This window comes from Pedobacter sp. UYP1 (assembly GCF_040547305.1).
GTDB lineage: Bacteria > Bacteroidota > Bacteroidia > Sphingobacteriales > Sphingobacteriaceae > Pedobacter.
Genome location: NZ_JBEPPL010000002.1, coordinates 440,715 through 456,687 on the forward strand (window position 1 = coordinate 440,715; position 15,973 = coordinate 456,687).

Annotated in this window: 13 protein-coding genes; 3 read left to right on the forward strand and 10 right to left on the reverse strand. The window is 42.1% G+C overall.

The genetic code is table 11. The features are described from left to right. Window positions 1-29 precede the first annotated feature (29 nt). Genes ABIB30_RS05910 through ABIB30_RS05920 form a run of 3 tightly spaced genes read left to right on the forward strand, consistent with a single transcriptional unit; the run spans window position 30 to window position 1,702 of the window. Complete coding sequence (locus ABIB30_RS05910; RefSeq protein ID WP_354300153.1) at window positions 30-584, forward strand: DUF5684 domain-containing protein; 555 nt, start codon at window positions 30-32, stop codon at window positions 582-584. A gap of 5 nt (window positions 585-589) precedes the next feature. Next, a complete protein-coding gene (locus ABIB30_RS05915) occupies window positions 590-925 on the forward strand; it encodes a DUF2752 domain-containing protein (RefSeq protein WP_354300155.1) in 336 nt (111 codons plus the stop codon). Window positions 926-985: 60 nt separating this feature from the next. Next, window positions 986-1,702 carry an SGNH/GDSL hydrolase family protein gene (locus ABIB30_RS05920; RefSeq protein WP_354300157.1) on the forward strand — a complete coding sequence of 239 codons (717 nt, stop codon included), beginning with the start codon at window positions 986-988 and terminating at the stop codon, window positions 1,700-1,702. Between the two features lie 6 nt (window positions 1,703-1,708). Here the strand turns inward: ABIB30_RS05920 and ABIB30_RS05925 are convergent, their stop codons facing one another. The 10 genes from ABIB30_RS05925 to ABIB30_RS05970 form a co-directional block, all read right to left on the reverse strand. Continuing rightward, window positions 1,709-3,136, reverse strand: coding sequence for an L-serine ammonia-lyase (locus ABIB30_RS05925; RefSeq protein ID WP_354300159.1), 1,428 nt, complete (start codon window positions 3,134-3,136; stop codon window positions 1,709-1,711). 38 nt (window positions 3,137-3,174) lie between these two features. Then, window positions 3,175-3,831, reverse strand: coding sequence for an MgtC/SapB family protein (locus ABIB30_RS05930; protein WP_354300161.1), 657 nt, complete (start codon window positions 3,829-3,831; stop codon window positions 3,175-3,177). A 78-nt stretch (window positions 3,832-3,909) separates the two neighbouring features. Continuing rightward, window positions 3,910-4,938, reverse strand: coding sequence for a PorP/SprF family type IX secretion system membrane protein (locus ABIB30_RS05935; RefSeq protein WP_354300163.1), 1,029 nt, complete (start codon window positions 4,936-4,938; stop codon window positions 3,910-3,912). A gap of 6 nt (window positions 4,939-4,944) precedes the next feature. Then, a complete protein-coding gene (locus ABIB30_RS05940) occupies window positions 4,945-10,326 on the reverse strand; it encodes a PKD domain-containing protein (protein ID WP_354300165.1) in 5,382 nt (1,793 codons plus the stop codon). Window positions 10,327-10,464: 138 nt separating this feature from the next. Next, window positions 10,465-12,105 (reverse strand): chaperonin GroEL, encoded by a 1,641-nt coding sequence (gene groL, locus ABIB30_RS05945; RefSeq protein WP_068404075.1) that lies wholly within the window; start codon window positions 12,103-12,105, stop codon window positions 10,465-10,467. A 50-nt stretch (window positions 12,106-12,155) separates the two neighbouring features. Further along, entirely contained in the window at window positions 12,156-12,449 is a 294-nt protein-coding gene (gene groES / locus ABIB30_RS05950; protein WP_041878207.1) for a co-chaperone GroES, read from the reverse strand. Between the two features lie 222 nt (window positions 12,450-12,671). Next, complete coding sequence (secG, locus tag ABIB30_RS05955; protein ID WP_354300170.1) at window positions 12,672-13,037, reverse strand: preprotein translocase subunit SecG; 366 nt, start codon at window positions 13,035-13,037, stop codon at window positions 12,672-12,674. A gap of 14 nt (window positions 13,038-13,051) precedes the next feature. Beyond that, window positions 13,052-14,140 (reverse strand): DUF8458 domain-containing protein, encoded by a 1,089-nt coding sequence (locus tag ABIB30_RS05960; protein ID WP_354300172.1) that lies wholly within the window; start codon window positions 14,138-14,140, stop codon window positions 13,052-13,054. A 56-nt stretch (window positions 14,141-14,196) separates the two neighbouring features. Next, window positions 14,197-14,706 (reverse strand): LptE family protein, encoded by a 510-nt coding sequence (locus ABIB30_RS05965; RefSeq protein WP_354300174.1) that lies wholly within the window; start codon window positions 14,704-14,706, stop codon window positions 14,197-14,199. A 3-nt stretch (window positions 14,707-14,709) separates the two neighbouring features. Continuing rightward, window positions 14,710-15,945 carry a sigma-54 interaction domain-containing protein gene (locus ABIB30_RS05970; protein ID WP_354300176.1) on the reverse strand — a complete coding sequence of 412 codons (1,236 nt, stop codon included), beginning with the start codon at window positions 15,943-15,945 and terminating at the stop codon, window positions 14,710-14,712. Window positions 15,946-15,973 lie beyond the last annotated feature (28 nt).

Below are 15,973 nucleotides of genomic sequence, written 5' to 3' on the forward strand. Positions count from 1 at the left end.
ATCTTACCGGGATAAAAATTAAATAAATTATGGATTATAACGCTTCATCTTCACCGATGTCTACAGGAGTAGGCCTTTTTGGAGGATTTACTTATCTCGCTATTCTTGTCCTGGTAGTCTACTCCATGTGGAGAGTTTTCGAAAAAGCAGGAAAACCAGGATGGGCAGCAATTGTTCCTATTTATAACATTATTGTTTTGCTTGAAATTATAGGAAAGCCACCAATCTGGATCTTATGGATGCTGCTGCCATGTACTAACATCATCTTTGGTATCTGGGCATTGAACCTATTGTCTAAAAGCTTCGGTAAATCTGAAGGCTTTACGATTGGTTTGATCTTGCTTCCATTTATATTTTTCCCGCTGCTTGGTCTTACAGATGCAAGATATCTGGGCCCATCAGCTAAAGAAGCAAACGGATTTGGTCCTAACAATCAATTTGGTGCAAATAACCCATTCAATGGGAATAATCCTTTTGGTGCAAACAATCCTTTTAATCAACCTCCGGCTACGCCACCAACTACACCAACTACACCACCAGCGGCGCCGAACCCACCAACACCTCCTGCAACACCAGAGGCTTAATTTCAATGCCTAAAATATTTCTTTTATCCGCTTTCTCTCTTTTATTGGAGAAAGCGGGTAATTATATGCTGCCATGCCCCTTTAAATATCTGACAGGATATGATTGTCCCGGCTGCGGATTCCAGCGCTCTTTTCTAGCCTTGCTCAAAGGTGATTTCGGGCAGAGTTTCCATTTGTATCCGGCTACTGTTCCTATACTTCTGACCATTGTGATTAGTCTTACGGCCAATTACTTCTGGGGCCCGAAAAGTAAAATGCTCGTTAATGTGCTGTTTATGCTAACAGGGTCAATCATTACGATCAGTTATCTTTTTAAGATTTTTGCACCGCATATTCACTAACAATACCTATAAATTATTACCTTCAACATCTGACCCGAGGCGTCTTTCGTAAATTTTAAAATGAAGTTAACGACAATAGCTATCCTGATGGTTTTCATTTTAGGATGTGGGAAAAGCTCAACAAACGGCATGAATAAAACTGATATACCTCAAATTGATCCACCCACAGATCAGCTGACTTATCTCGCAATGGGAGATTCTTATACCATTGGAGAGGCGGTAAAGCAGGCGGAAAGTTTTCCTTATCAACTGAGAGAGAATCTGAACAAGCAGTCACTTCATTTCTCGGCCCCTAAAATTGTTGCCACAACCGGGTGGACTGCAGGAGAATTGATTGCAGGAATTAAGGGCGAAACATTTTTGCCGGAATATGATCTCGTGACTTTGCTGATTGGTGTAAATGATCAGTATAGAGGCTATTCAATAGCAGCCTACCGTAAAGAGTTTATTGCCCTGTTAAAAACTGCGGTTATTTTTGCAGGAGGGAACGCAGCACATGTATTTGTGGTTTCTATACCTGATTGGGGAGCAACCCCTTATGGTGCACAAAGCGGAAGAAATGTGAAAGTTATTGCGAAAGAAATAGATGCATTTAATGCTGTGAATAAAGAAGAAAGCCTTAAATCAGGGATTAGTTATACAGATATCACACCCGGTTCCAGAAATGCGGCAACTGACATTGCGCTGGTGGCCTCCGACGGACTGCACCCTTCAGGAAAAATGTATAAAGAATGGGCAGATCACCTCAGCCCATCCGTTATTAAAGTTTTTAAATAACTATAATTAACACTCAGGTAAGCTGATTGGAATGTTGGTTGCTAAACCGCCATCCGAAGTTTCTTTATATTTCGAGTTCATATCCAATGCAGTTTCCCACATCGTGTTGACCACTGCACCTAAACTTACCTTTGCCTTATCCGGATTACTCTGCAAAGCCAGCTGACTTGCAGTAATTGCCTTAATTGCACCCATTGTATTCCGTTCTATGCAAGGAATTTGTACAAGGCCGCCAATAGGGTCGCAGGTTAAGCCCAAATGATGTTCCATGGCAATTTCTGCAGCCATCATTACTTGTCGCTGAGAACCGCCCATACACTCTGTTAAGGCAGCTGCGGCCATGGCAGAAGAAACGCCGATCTCTGCCTGACAGCCACCCATTGCTGCCGATATTGTTGCTCCTTTTTTGAAAATACTTCCGATTTCAGAAGCACAGGCAATAAATTGTGTGATCTTGTCTTCCCCGAAGCCATCACAAAAAGCAATATAATATTGTAATACAGCCGGGATTACACCAGCAGCACCATTGGTTGGAGCTGTGACTACACGGCCGAATGATGCATTTTCTTCATTCACCGCCAAAGCAAAACAACTCACCCAATCTAAGGTATAATTGAAACTATTTCCACCAGCTCTGATGGCTTGAATCCAGCTTTCGTAATCTGTATAAGTCCTGTCGCCAATCAGCCTTTTATTTAAAGCTGCTGCTCTGCGGCCAACGTTTAATCCTCCGGGTAAAAATCCACCGGTATGGCAACCACGGAAGGTACATTCTTTCATGACTCTGAAATGCTGAAGCATGCCTTTTTTGGTTTCCGCTTCTGTACGCCACATCAGTTCATTTTCCATCACGACTTCAGAAACTTTTAAGCCAGTAGTTAAGCACCAATGTAATAAATCGCCTGCAACTTCAACAGGGAAGGGAAGCTCCACCTGCTCTTTATCTCCGCCTGTTTCGCCTTCTTTAACTACAAAACCACCACCAATAGAATAATAGGTTTCGGAAAATGCGCTGCCGTTAGTCAGAAAGGCCTGGAAAGTCACCGCATTCGGGTGAAAAGGTAAACTCTCTTTATAAAGGAATATTAAGTCATCCGTATAATCAAAAGCGATTTGATGACTGCCGCCTAATAATAACTCCTGGTCGGCTTTAATCGCTGCAACTGTAGAATCAATTGCATTGACATCAAAAGTCACCGGATCCGCACCAATCATTCCCAATAAGATAGCAATGTCAGTACCGTGACCATGACCTGTTTTTGCAAGAGATCCATATAGCAATATTTTTACCTGTTCAACGCCACTCAATAGGTCTTTGCTGGCTAATGAAGCCGTAAACTGCTGGGCAGCCCTCCAGGGGCCAAGGGTATGTGAACTCGACGGGCCTATCCCGATCTTAAAAATATCAAATACGGAGATTTGTTCTCTATGCATGATACAAAGCTAAATAGTTTAAGATGAATTAAAGGAGGTTAGAACTGAAATTCAAGAATTTTTTCATCTTGTAACATATGGTCGACAAATAGCTTGTGGTTTTTTGGTGAACCTACCGCAGTCCATGTTCCGCTGATAATCCCCTCAGACATGCGCTGCTGGCCACGGCTTAGCCTCAAACCTGCGATTTTGAAATGTTCCTCATAGCTATCCAACCCCTCATTCTCATATTGCTTTACAATTTTATACTCTCTTGAAGAAGAACGGTTTTGTACGAATTCTTCCACATAAGGGAAGAAAATCAAGGCTAATAAAACCACGATAGTTACACCAATAGATTGTTCCGAATAACCAGCACCTACGGCCATACCTATTGCGGCTACAATCCAGATCACACAGGCGGTTGTTAGCCCTCTGACCCGGTTTTCTTCTTTGAAAATTACACCCGCACCAAGAAAGCCAATTCCTGTCACAATATTAGAAGCAATACGATCCTGACTTCCCGTCCCGATTTTTATAGATAATATAGTAAAAAGAGTGGAGCCAAGGCCAATCATGATCATGGTTTTTAATCCGGCTTGTTTGGCTCTTAATTCGCGTTCAATACCAATAAGACCGCACAATAAGATGGTCAGTAAAAATTTATATACCTCGCTTTGGGTTAAAAAATGGTTGCCTTCAATAAATTCTTCCATGGTATCAAAAAGATGAAATTCGCGTAAAAGTTTTAATCTTTTTAAAGATAAGGAAAGAACGCACCATAGTGGAAGGTTTTAATAGAAGTCATAACACCTTAAGCCATTGAATTTATTAAAGCTGGAACTATTAGGGAAATACTTTTGATAACCAACACTAGCTTCTGTTGTCCCATTGGTATTGGTATAGTTTATTTTTGAAGTGGTCGCATCATGGCTGATCCCTACTCTTAATTTCTCCCCGTTTTCGCGTCCGGTAAAAATATCGAAGATCAGAGAAACTACGATCGCGTCCGGGCCGCCTTCACCAGCGGTGCGGTACCACAGACCTGAGTTAAGCCCTTTATGTTTAAATTGTGCCCCGGCACTCATCGAAGACACATTTCCCTGTTTGTAATACACGACTGAAGGAATCACATAAGATGCTTCATCTACGCCATAGGTATAATTCTGGGTAAGCGCGATTCTGTAACTGGCATAACCAGTAAGCCGCATTGGCAGTTTTGCCTGTGCGCCGCTGAAAGACTCGTCCGGCTGGTTAATATGGTGAGCGGCAACACCAGTCATGAAATTTCCGTAAACCAGGTTGACTCCTGCCGCAGGATCAAAGAAAAATTTACTGGCCTGGCTGGGTGGCTGTGCAGCGCTGATGCTTCCTGGAATATAACCGAGCCGGTTGTCAATCTGATCGGAAAATACTAGTTTATTCCAATCGATCTGCCTGATGGTGAACCCAGCCTGGATGCCGAAGGACAATACGAAATCATCTGTACCTACGCTATAAGAATAAGTCGCTGCCACATTGTTTTTCACCAGAAAGGCTGTCCCTTCAGAGCTGCGGTTAAATTGTAAACCAACTCCGCCACCAAAACGTGGGATATTCAAATCGGCAGATGCGTTAATATAAGAAAGTGTACCATTCAATCCAGTCCACTGGTTCCGGTAAATCATATTCATCCTGAAATCACCTTCAAACTGCCCGGTCAGGGAAGGATTAAGATATAATGGTGCGTTAAAAAACTGGGAGTAAATATGATCCTGAGCCAACGCAGCAATTGATCTGGCAAACAAGCATAGCAGCAAAATGTAGGTTGATCTCAGTTTCATATTCCATTATCTAATCAAGTGGATAATTCCTGTTCTTTTCGGTGCTGAAGAATCATAAGTCATCCCTTTCCACTCGGTGCCGTTGATGAACTCTACGTCAATCTTCCAAAAATATACGCCTTGTGGGACCGGGCTTCCATGGAATGATCCGTCCCATCCTTCGGCGGGCCGGTTTTCATCAAGCTTGGTCGTTTCCCATAAGTCCTGTCCCCATTTATTAAAAATGCTCATCCGCCAGTTCTTAATTCCTGATCCCTTCGCTTTATAAATCCGGAGTTCAGGCGTCTCACTGCCGGGGATAAACGAGTTGGGCAGAAATAAATAACCCGGTACACCATTGATAGAAACTTTCTTGAAAGTGGTAGCAAAACAACCTTGCTGATTGGTAACTCTCAGCGTAACGATGTAGGTTCCGGTATCCAGATAAGTATGCACAGGATTTTTAAGGATAGAAGTCTGTTTATCTCCAAAGTCCCAGAGCCAAACTGCAGGACTTCCTGTACTCTGATCTTCAAACCTGAACGTGTAATCCGGAATACTAATGACCGTAGAAGGAGAGACGTTAAACTGCACAACAGGAGCCGGTACGATATGGATATAATCAGTCAATGCCGAAACATTCGAACAACCTAAAGTATTGGTTGCTGTTAAAGTAACTGTGTAAAATTCTTTACTGCCATCAAAAGTGTGTTTTGGTTCAAATTCGGCGGAAGTAGTTCCATCGCCAAAGTCCCATAAATAACTGACTCCGCCATTGCTGGTATTTTTAAACTGCACAACCAGTCCCGGACAACCGGATAGTACATCACCTGTAAAGGCTATAGCTGGCTGAGGAAGCACTTTGATGATTTCAGTTGTTGTGGTGTCCGAACATCCGTTTGAGGCTGTCAGCTTCACGGTAAAAGTCCCTGAGGTTTTAAAAGTATGTGTCACTACTTCGGGTGCAGACCGGGTGATCAAAGTAGTTCCATCTCCAAAATCATATTGAAAGCTGCTTGCCCCTTTACTATTGTTGTAAAAATTAACCTTCAAAGGTGCACAACCTTCTTTTTCATCCGCATTTACTACTAATTCTGGTAAAATAGTATTCGGAGATACCCGGATTATATAAGAGGTTTCTTCTCGTCCGCACTCATTCTGCGCAACCATTTTGACCACGTAATCTTTGACAGCTCCGCTAGTGTAAGTATGTTCTACAGGTGATTTGTCATTCTTGGTTAATAAGGTGCCGTCACCGAAATCAAAGTAATAAGTATTGGTTCCCCCGGGAGAAGTATTGCTGAAGATTACCTTCATTGGAGAACAGCCTGCAGTTTTATCAGGAGAGAATAAAGAAATTGGTCTGGCCTTTACAAATACACCAGAAACTACCGTTACCTTTCCACAAGAAGTTGTGGCAGTCAGTGCAACTTTATAAGTGGTATCCTTACCCAGCGGATCTGGCTGGAAAGTAACTTGCCCGGGCATAACCTGCGTGGTAGTTACGCCATTCCCAAAATCCCAGAAGAAAGTTGCGTTGGTCAAAGAGGTAGAGGTATTGATGAAATTGACTTTCAGCGGGCCGCAACCTTCTTTGGCACTTTGTGTAAAAGCAGGGACGACATTCTCAATCGTACTAAAAGTATGGCTGAATTCATCTTGCGTACAGCCAAGGCTGCTGGTCACCACCAGCTTAATCACGACCGTACTATTGCTGAGTTTCATCGTATAACCCGGGAAATTGCTGCCAGTTCCAATTTGTAAATCGTCAGCATACCAGGTGTAGGTAGCATTGCGATCGGGATAAGTAATGGCTGTTATATTTAAAACAAAAGGAATACAGCCGTTATCTGCGGTAAAAGTATATTCAGCTTTCGCATTGGGTTTGACTGTAATTTTTACGGAAGGGCTGATACTCTGTAAAGCTCCGTTACAAGCTTGTGTACTCACCACACGTCTGTAAAAAGTAGTGGCAGTTAACGCTTGTGGTATATAGCCTGAAAATACAGCTGCGCTAATGTCCATCCAAACCGTATTATCCGGACTGGATTGCCACTGATAATTAAAATGACCGTCAGATCCGGTGGGCGTACTGCCAGTCAAAGCTGCGGGAATTAGGCCTGTACAGATTGTTTGATCAGCAGTGATGGTGTTATTGCTGATTGGAGGCTGGGCAATTATCTGAATCACATTACTCAGCATAGGGCAGGGGCCACTGGTTACTGTTCTGCGGAAACTTAAAGTAGATAAAAGTTTGAAATTCAGGTCTTTTGAGGTTTGTCCGCTAATCACATTCCATGTAACTCCATTGTCGGCGCTGCTTTCCCAGAGGTAAGTGTAAGTCCCGTTTCCTCCGGTTGGCGTATCACCTGTGATGTCAATCGTTTGTCCATAACATACCTCAGCGCTACTGCTGCTAATCGTATTGCTGACAGCAGGGAGGTTGGTAATTGTTACCTCAGCCGTTGTTGGGTTACAGTTTGCAGCGCCTTTGATTGTCCATTTTAATACATAAGCCTGGCCTGGAGTAAGCCCGGTAACCTGTGTTTGCGGATTTGACGGATCGGCAATCACCAGTGTTCCGGAAACCGCAGACCATTGCCCCGTTTCTCCGGTTTTAGGTGTATTCCCAGCCATTGATGTCACTGTTTTGGCGCATAAGATTTGTGCAGGCCCGGCATTGGCAATAGTAATTGCTGCATCAACTTTGACAGCAATAGTAACTGGTGTTCCCTGGCAGCCGGTAGTAGAAACCGGAGTGATGGTATAAGTCACAATGCCTTGCACAGCACCACTGTTCACTAAAATATCCTGGATAGCAGTAACAGCAGCTGGAGTGGCTTGATTTGTATTTCCGGTAATACCAGTAGCAGTACTTGTCCAGGTATATTGAGTATTCGTTATGGTGGAACTCAATGTAATTCCGGCGGCTTCATTTCCACAGATTACGGGTTGAGCTACAGTAGCTGTGACCACTGGTATTGGCGTAATCGTTACGGTGAAAGTATAGGGAATACCATCACATCCATTGCTTTTAGGTGTAATCGTATAGATGACTACGGCATTGGTGGTTGCATTTGTATTCCTGATGACCTGATTAATCGGGCCAGAACCCGATGGTGAAAACCCCGTAGCCATTCCATCGGCATTAGCAGCTGTCCACGTGAAACTACTGCCTGTTACGCTGGATACAGGCGTATGAAAGGCTGCCTGACCCGAACAAATATTCTGCGTCGTATTTGTGCCTGTATTGTTAGGGTAAATCTGTATCGAAAGATTTGCTTCAACGCTTGCGCAAGGAGCAGGAAGACCGGTTTGGACTCTTAATATAACAGTTGCAACTCCGGCATTGCGTTCAGCAGCAGTGGGCGTATAAGTAGTAATTAGATTATCAAGTGCGGAAAAAACACCTCCACCACCTACCCATGTAAAGGTCGTATTTGGATTACGGTCAGTGATAGTCCCGGTCAAACTGATCGCTGCATTATAACAAGCCGGGTTAGCAGCGGCAGTTATTTCAGGTTTTGGTGATTTTGAAAGTGTGATTTTCTGCATTTTTGTTATGGTCCCGCAATTGTTGGTATGTGTCAGCGTTACCGTATAAGCAGCGTAATCGGCAAAATTCAGCGTTGGGTATTTAGTATTCGGGCCATCGGGTGATACAAATGTGTAATTACCCGTGCTGGTCACTGTCCAGGTATAGGTTCCACTGATTTCTTCTGCTGTGCCATTCAGCGTGGTTTGCGTAGGGCCAGCGGTAGGATTAAAAGTGTAATTTCCAGTAGCACACAAGGTAATATCTGGGGATAAAGTTGCTTGCGGCTGTGTATTGACTACAATTTTCTGCGGGGCACTGGTCACTGTGCAGGTGCCGGACTGAACAGCTAACGTTATATCATATACTCCGGTCTGCGTAAACTTAAATTTCGGAGTTGCGGTATGCGCATCAAAAGTAACCCCTGTTACCGGAGTGATTGCCCAGGTATAAACAGGGCCGGCATTAGGACAAGTATTGTCCAGAACAGTAGTATTAACTGGGATTAGCGTTCCAGGAGTTAAACAGATCAGGTTGTTTTCAAGAGTAAAGTTCGGTTTTGGCGGATCCTGTACACAGATATTTTTTTCTGCATCTTCTGCCTGGCAATTGCCGTTGCTCTTTGAAGTCATCCGGATCACATGTGTACCTTTTGTCGTAAAAACAGGGCTCGGTGGCGGAGTGGCAAAAGTAACATCTGTCAACACTCTGACTCCATCCACATACCACGTATAAAGCACCAGATTATCATTACAGCCCGTTGAATTCTCATTTGGGTTTTGTCCGGCAGTAGATTGGTTGGTCAGTAAAACACGGTCGCCCACGCAGACCACAGAAGGTGCTTCAAACTTGTTGATCGGTCTGGAAACGACTCTTGCCGTCGTAGAGATACCTGTCCCAATAGCACCACAATACGGACTTGAAACCTGGACATTGATTCCAAAGGCATTATAATTGGTTTTATTACCAGTAGTATAAGTAAACCCGCACGAGGATTCAGTGAATGTATGCTGTACCTTATTATTGTTTGCTTTGATATCACAAATGGTATACTCGTCTGATTTCCTGTCTCCCCAGTCTATTTTATAAGTATTACCCGGGAAATTGGCTGCGATACCAGTCAGTTTATTCACTTCTACACCATACTCAAAAGAACCGACCGGATAACAGACCGTATTACCGCTTGTTGTCGAAAATGCAGTGATCGCAAGATTGTTGATCAGAAAATAGGCTTGCGTACCTACCGTTCCATCTGGAGAGGTGGCTTTCACAAAAATTGTATAGTGTGCCAGATCTGCTGTAAAGCTGTTCAGTTTCGTTGCAGCAGAATAGGTAAGTACGACCGGAGTTCCTGGATTTAATTCATTATTAATTGTAGCAGTGACCGCATCGGTCGTAGATTCATTGGTAAAATTGAATTCTGTATCCGCTGCGCTGTTACAGGAGCCAAAGGTCAGCGGGTTTGTACTTATGGTGGATGCGACACTGCTCAGCGCAGCTGTGACCGGTGTTCCGGCCTTAATTTCAAAAGGAGCTGACAGATCAGTACTCAACGCGGGGTTTGTAGATTTAACCCTTACTTTATAACCTGCGCCAGCTGGTGTACCCGGTGGTATTTTTCCGTTGACAAAAGTGGAGTAAAACCCATTGTAATTTCCTAGTGTAAATTCGTTACCTGCGGAGTTAACTAAGACCAGGCTAAACGTGTTACCAATCTTGATACAGTTGCTTTCGCCGATATTGAAAGTGGCGCTGATGGTTGATCCGGGCGTATAAGGTCCTCCATCCACCATTCCAAGGGTAAGCTGAGCGTTGGAATGAAAGGATATAATACTAAGGAAGAGAGCGAAAAAGACAGTTAGAATTTTCCTCATATTGTATCGGTATATCAATTTAGAAAATAGAATCTATTTTTCCAAACACCTGCCTTACAACGAGTTGAAATTTCTAAAGTATAAAAAAACCTCCAGTTTTAAGACTGGAGGTTTTAATCAGCGATTAACAGAATTTACTTACATCATTCCGCCCATTCCACCGCCACCCATAGGAGGCATAGCAGAACCTGCTGCATTATCATCAGGATCATCAGCTAATACACACTCAGTTGTTAACAACATCGCTGCGATAGAAGCTGCGTTTTCTAAAGCTACACGACCAACTTTAGTTGGATCGATAACACCTGCACTGATTAAGTTTTCATAAACATCAGTACGGGCATTGTAACCGAAATCACCTTTACCTTCTTTAACTTTTTGAACTACGATAGAACCTTCAATACCTGCATTCTGGCAGATTTGACGTAATGGCTCTTCGATAGCACGTTTAACGATTGCGATACCAGTAGTCTCGTCTTCGTTAGATCCTTTCATTCCTTCTAAAGCTTCGATAGCACGGATGAAAGCAACACCACCACCAGCAACGATACCTTCTTCAACAGCCGCGCGGGTTGCATGTAAAGCATCATCAACACGGTCTTTTTTCTCTTTCATCTCTACTTCAGAAGCTGCACCTACGTAAAGAACTGCAACACCGCCAGCTAATTTAGCCAAACGCTCTTGTAATTTTTCTTTATCGTAATCAGAAGTTGTAGTTTCGATTTGAGCTTTGATCTGGTTAACGCGTGCTTTGATGTCCTCAGAAGAACCAGCACCGTTAATAATTGTAGTATTGTCTTTGTCTACAACGATTTTCTCAGCAGTACCTAAATAAGTAAGGTCAGCATTTTCTAATTTGTAACCTCTTTCTTCAGAAATTACAGTACCACCTGTTAAGATAGCAAGATCTTCTAACATTGCTTTTCTACGGTCACCAAAACCTGGAGCTTTAACAGCAACAACTTTCAGAGAACCACGGATTTTATTCACTACTAAAGTAGCTAAAGCTTCACCATCTAAATCTTCAGCGATGATTAATAATGGTTTACCAGTTTGAACTTGTTTCTCTAAAATCGGTAACAATTCTTTCATGTTACTGATCTTTTTGTCATAGATCAAAATGTAAGCGTTTTCTAATTCCGCTTCCATTTTATCAGCATTAGTTACAAAGTATGGAGATAAGTAACCACGGTCAAATTGCATACCTTCTACTGTTTTTACTTCAGTTTCAGTACCTTTTGCTTCTTCAACAGTAATTACACCATCTTTACCTACTTTACCCATTGCCTCAGCGATCAATGCACCAATAACTTCGTCATTGTTTGCAGAGATAGATGCAACCTGTTTGATTTTGTTATTGTCTTCACCAACAGTTTGAGACTGAGCTTTTAAGTTTGCTACAATAGCTGTAACCGCTTTATCGATACCGCGTTTCAAATCCATTGGATTTGCACCAGCAGCAACGTTTTTAATACCCGCTGTAACGATTGCCTGAGCCAATACAGTTGCAGTAGTTGTTCCGTCACCTGCAATATCAGCAGTTTTAGAAGCAACCTCTTTAACCATTTGAGCACCCATGTTTTCGATTGGGTCTTTTAATTCAATTTCTTTCGCAACAGTAACACCATCTTTCGTAATTGCTGGTGAACCGAATTTTTTATCAATAATTACATTACGTCCTTTTGGACCTAAAGTTACTTTTACTGCATTAGCCAAAGTATCAACACCTCTTTTCAGGGCGTCACGGGCTTCTACGTTATATTTTACTTGCTTTGCCATTTTTAACTTTTTTTTAATATTTGGTGAGATTTGCCGGGTTAAACCAACAACTAAAGAACTGCGTAAAGATCAGTTTCACGCATAATAAGATACTCTTTACCTTCAAAAGTAATTTCAGTACCTCCGTATTTGCCATATAAAACTACATCACCAACTTTAACGCTCAATGGTACTAAGTTTCCTGTTAACTCGGCATATTTACCCGGGCCAACTGCAACTACTGTTCCTTGCTGAGGTTTTTCTTTAGCTGTATCCGGGATATAAATACCCGAAGCAGTTTTTTCTTCGGCAGGAGCAGCTTCAACAACTACTCTATCTGCAATGGGTTTAATGTTTAAAGCCATAACTTAATTATTGTTTTAATTTAAAGGTTAACGTATAAATTGTATAATAACGCTAAAGACACATCAGTTTTTATGCCAAGGAGCTTTCGGTTGCCAAATTTACACAGCCTTGTCAGCTAATAGATTAAGCGCCTATTTTTTTTGTGTCAGACTGGCAGGGATAAACGAAAGAAGCCCGTCAGATTTATTTTCTGACGGGCTTCTGCACTCTTGTAACAGCGCTTATTTTTTTGGTGCTTCCGGTGTAGGTGTAGTTGCCGGAGCAGGAGTTGTAGCTGGTTTAATACCACCGCCAATTGGAGAAGGTGTAGGTGTTTTATCCAATTGCTGTTGAATTTTAGAATCGCCGCCGCCAGTAGCTCCGGTTGATCCTGTTTTTCCAATCGCAGTAATTGCCAGTGAAATTACAACAACTAAAGTTAAAAGAACCCAGGTGCCTTTTTCAAGTACATCACCTGTACGTTGTACACCGAACATATTGCTTCCCGATCCGCCTGTTGCCAGACCACCGCCTTTAGGATTTTGTATTAAAACAAACAGGCCTAATGCAACACAAATAATGATCAATAAAATAATTAAAAAAAGCATAGTATGTTAAATGGTTAAATTTTCTTTTCTATAGATTGGATAAGGTCGGCAAAGTAACGTCTTTTTTCTGGAAACTTCAAACTTAATTTTTCATAAGTATCTATCGCCTTGTCGTAAAGCATTTGCTCGATATAAATATTGGCCAGTGTTTCAGATACAAGGTCATTCTGATCCTCTGCACTTTTCTTGGCCTTGTTTTCATTATCGATCTGCTCGGGTTTAGGGGGCAGGATCTGCGGGTCATTTTTAATAAAACTTTCTATAATCTCCGCATCTTTGGTCGCTGGTCTTTGCTGCTCTTCGGTACCGAGTAAAGCTTCACTTCCGGTCAGGTGGCTCTGTATATGAAAAATGTGTTCTACATACTGCTGCTGTAATTCCTGGGCATTATTTGTTTTAGGTAAAGCATAAGGCTGAAATATACTCTGATGCTCTTTACGGGTTTTAGCAAGCCACCATAAAAAGGTGTAAGGCAGATTTTCATCGTGGTAATTACTAACCTGGCTATTTTCTACTTCGGCTGCTGCCTGAGCTTCATGTTCTTCAATCACCGGCGCAGCTGCAACCTGCTCATTTTTTGGCTCTGCAACCTCTGTTGTACTGAAGTTTTGTTCAAAGGCAAAGAAGTCTGAAGAAGCAATGCTCTCAAAAACGAAATCATCTTCCAGGGAGTTCTTGCGTTCGGGAGCCTCATTTGTAACGGCTGTTTCAGCATCAGAATCTGAGTTCCTGAATGGGCGGTAATTGGTATGGTCAACCTCAGCAATTTCCTCAAATACTTCTTCCAGTTCATCGAAACTTTCCTGTTCATTCTCTTCTCTCACCCCGGCACATCCGTTGACAATTAAAAAGGTGACTGGTGTATTTTCTTTTTTGAACAGAAACTGATGTAAAAGTGACCCATTGGTATAAAGTGAGGCCTGAACAAGTTGATTGGTACTTTTTGCTCTTTGTAAATCGGCTTTAGCCAATAATAAATGCAAAGGCTGATAATATGGGTAAGTCTGCAACAAATCGCTCAACATAGCCGTATGCTGCGGAGAAGCCTTTTGAGGATCCGCAATTAATTCAGCAAGTTGTTGTTGTGTATCTTTATCCAGCATTATGAGGCTAAGTTAACAATTGAAATTCATTTAATATACCGGTTTTTTCAGCTCTTTTACCATTGCGCAAAAGCCCTGTTGAATATATCTTCAGTAAGCTGTGCGTTAATATCTTTATTTAATTGGAGCTGAACAGATTCCAGACTCTGACCTCTCATGTCAAAATCTTTAAACCGCTCAAATGATTCTTCAAAACTTTGTTTAGGATTCAGGTTGTTCGTGTATTTTACACTTACTTTAATCGTCAGCCTGTTTCCACCTGCACTTGGTGCGTTGTTATTCTGAAGGGCAATAGGGCGGATGTCATAACCCGTAATCCTGCCTTCAAAAATAGCATCTGCATTACTCTGGGTAACCACAAGTCTGGTTTGATTCCGGATACGCAGCTTTAATGCCTCCGTAAAATCTGCACTTAATGTCGGGATTACCAAGGGCGCATTATTTTCAAAATACGATACGGTTACCGTTTTCATCTCTGCAGGAATAGAAGCTCCGTTTAACTTTACTGAACACGAATTCACTAAGGTTGCCAGCGGAAGCAATAACAATAAACAGATTCTTTTCATGACCTAATTTAAATTGAGTTCCTTGATTTTTCTATACAGCGTGCGTTCTGAAATCCCCAGTTCCTGGGCTGCGAACTTACGCTTGCCTTTATGTTTTTTCAGGGCCTTCTTGATCAGATCAGATTCCTTGTCAATCAAGGATAGGGATTCTTCTACTTCTTCCGCGTCATGTGTGTAGTTATAGTCTACAGGTGTATTCTGCGGAGATTTTTTAATCATGAAAGTAGAATCATTGCTCACAGTCTGATCTACTTCCTGGTAAAGCTGATTGATATAATGCGGGTTTTCCTCCATGATATGTGAAGTATTTCCGCCACTCTGAATAATCTCGGCAACCAGTTTCTTCAAATCCATCATGTCCTTTTTCATGTCGAAAAGAACTTTATACAGGATATCTCTTTCAGAAAAATCTTCTTTATTACTTCCGTTATTCAGTGCCATTGGCAAATTGCTGCCTCCTTCATTCGGAATATAATTCAACAAAGCACCAGCAGTTACATTCCGGTCTTTTTCAAGGACACAAATTTGTTCGGCAATGTTTTTAAGCTGTCTGACGTTTCCCGGCCAGCTGTAATTGCTCAGCATTTGTATCGCATCCGGTTCTAAATGGATACCGGGGCTGCGGTATTTATCGCTGAAATCAGCAGAAAACTTTCTGAACAGCAGGAATATGTCTTCTTTTCTTTCGTGTAAAGCAGGAATACGCAGCGGCACAGTATTTAAACGGTAATATAAATCCTCACGGAACTTACCAGATTTTACCCTGTTATACACATCTACGTTTGTTGCTGCAATAATACGGACGTCAGTCTTCTGTACTTTAGAAGAACCTACACGCAGGTATTCTCCGCTTTCCAGTATTCTTAATAAACGGGCCTGCGTACCTAAAGGTAATTCTGCAACCTCATCCAAAAAGATAGTTCCTCCGTTTGCTACTTCAAAATACCCTTTACGGGCTTCATGAGCACCAGTAAAAGAGCCTTTCTCGTGTCCGAATAATTCTGAATCTATTGTGCCTTCGGGAATGGCACCACAGTTTACGGCAATAAAAGCACCGTGTTTACGGGTGCTCATCTGGTGGATAATGTGTGAAAATACTTCTTTTCCACTACCACTTTCCCCAGTAATTAATACTGACATATCCGTTGGCGCTACCTGCCTGGCAATATCTATAGCACGGTTTAAAAGTGGAGAACCACCAATAATCCCAAATCGGTTTTTAATATCTTGTACGTCCAAAATAATTATATTTAAATGCTCACTGGAG

Coding starts and splice junctions, on each gene's coding strand:
- ABIB30_RS05910 (WP_354300153.1), top strand. CDS start 30: ATGGATTATAACGCTTCATCTTCACCGATGTCTACAGGAGTAGGCCTT.
- ABIB30_RS05915 (WP_354300155.1), top strand. CDS start 590: ATGCCTAAAATATTTCTTTTATCCGCTTTCTCTCTTTTATTGGAGAAA.
- ABIB30_RS05920 (WP_354300157.1), top strand. CDS start 986: ATGAAGTTAACGACAATAGCTATCCTGATGGTTTTCATTTTAGGATGT.
- ABIB30_RS05925 (WP_354300159.1), bottom strand. CDS start 3,136: ATGCATAGAGAACAAATCTCCGTATTTGATATTTTTAAGATCGGGATA.
- ABIB30_RS05930 (WP_354300161.1), bottom strand. CDS start 3,831: ATGGAAGAATTTATTGAAGGCAACCATTTTTTAACCCAAAGCGAGGTA.
- ABIB30_RS05935 (WP_354300163.1), bottom strand. CDS start 4,938: ATGAAACTGAGATCAACCTACATTTTGCTGCTATGCTTGTTTGCCAGA.
- ABIB30_RS05940 (WP_354300165.1), bottom strand. CDS start 10,326: ATGAGGAAAATTCTAACTGTCTTTTTCGCTCTCTTCCTTAGTATTATA.
- groL (WP_068404075.1), bottom strand. CDS start 12,105: ATGGCAAAGCAAGTAAAATATAACGTAGAAGCCCGTGACGCCCTGAAA.
- groES (WP_041878207.1), bottom strand. CDS start 12,449: ATGGCTTTAAACATTAAACCCATTGCAGATAGAGTAGTTGTTGAAGCT.
- secG (WP_354300170.1), bottom strand. CDS start 13,037: ATGCTTTTTTTAATTATTTTATTGATCATTATTTGTGTTGCATTAGGC.
- ABIB30_RS05960 (WP_354300172.1), bottom strand. CDS start 14,140: ATGCTGGATAAAGATACACAACAACAACTTGCTGAATTAATTGCGGAT.
- ABIB30_RS05965 (WP_354300174.1), bottom strand. CDS start 14,706: ATGAAAAGAATCTGTTTATTGTTATTGCTTCCGCTGGCAACCTTAGTG.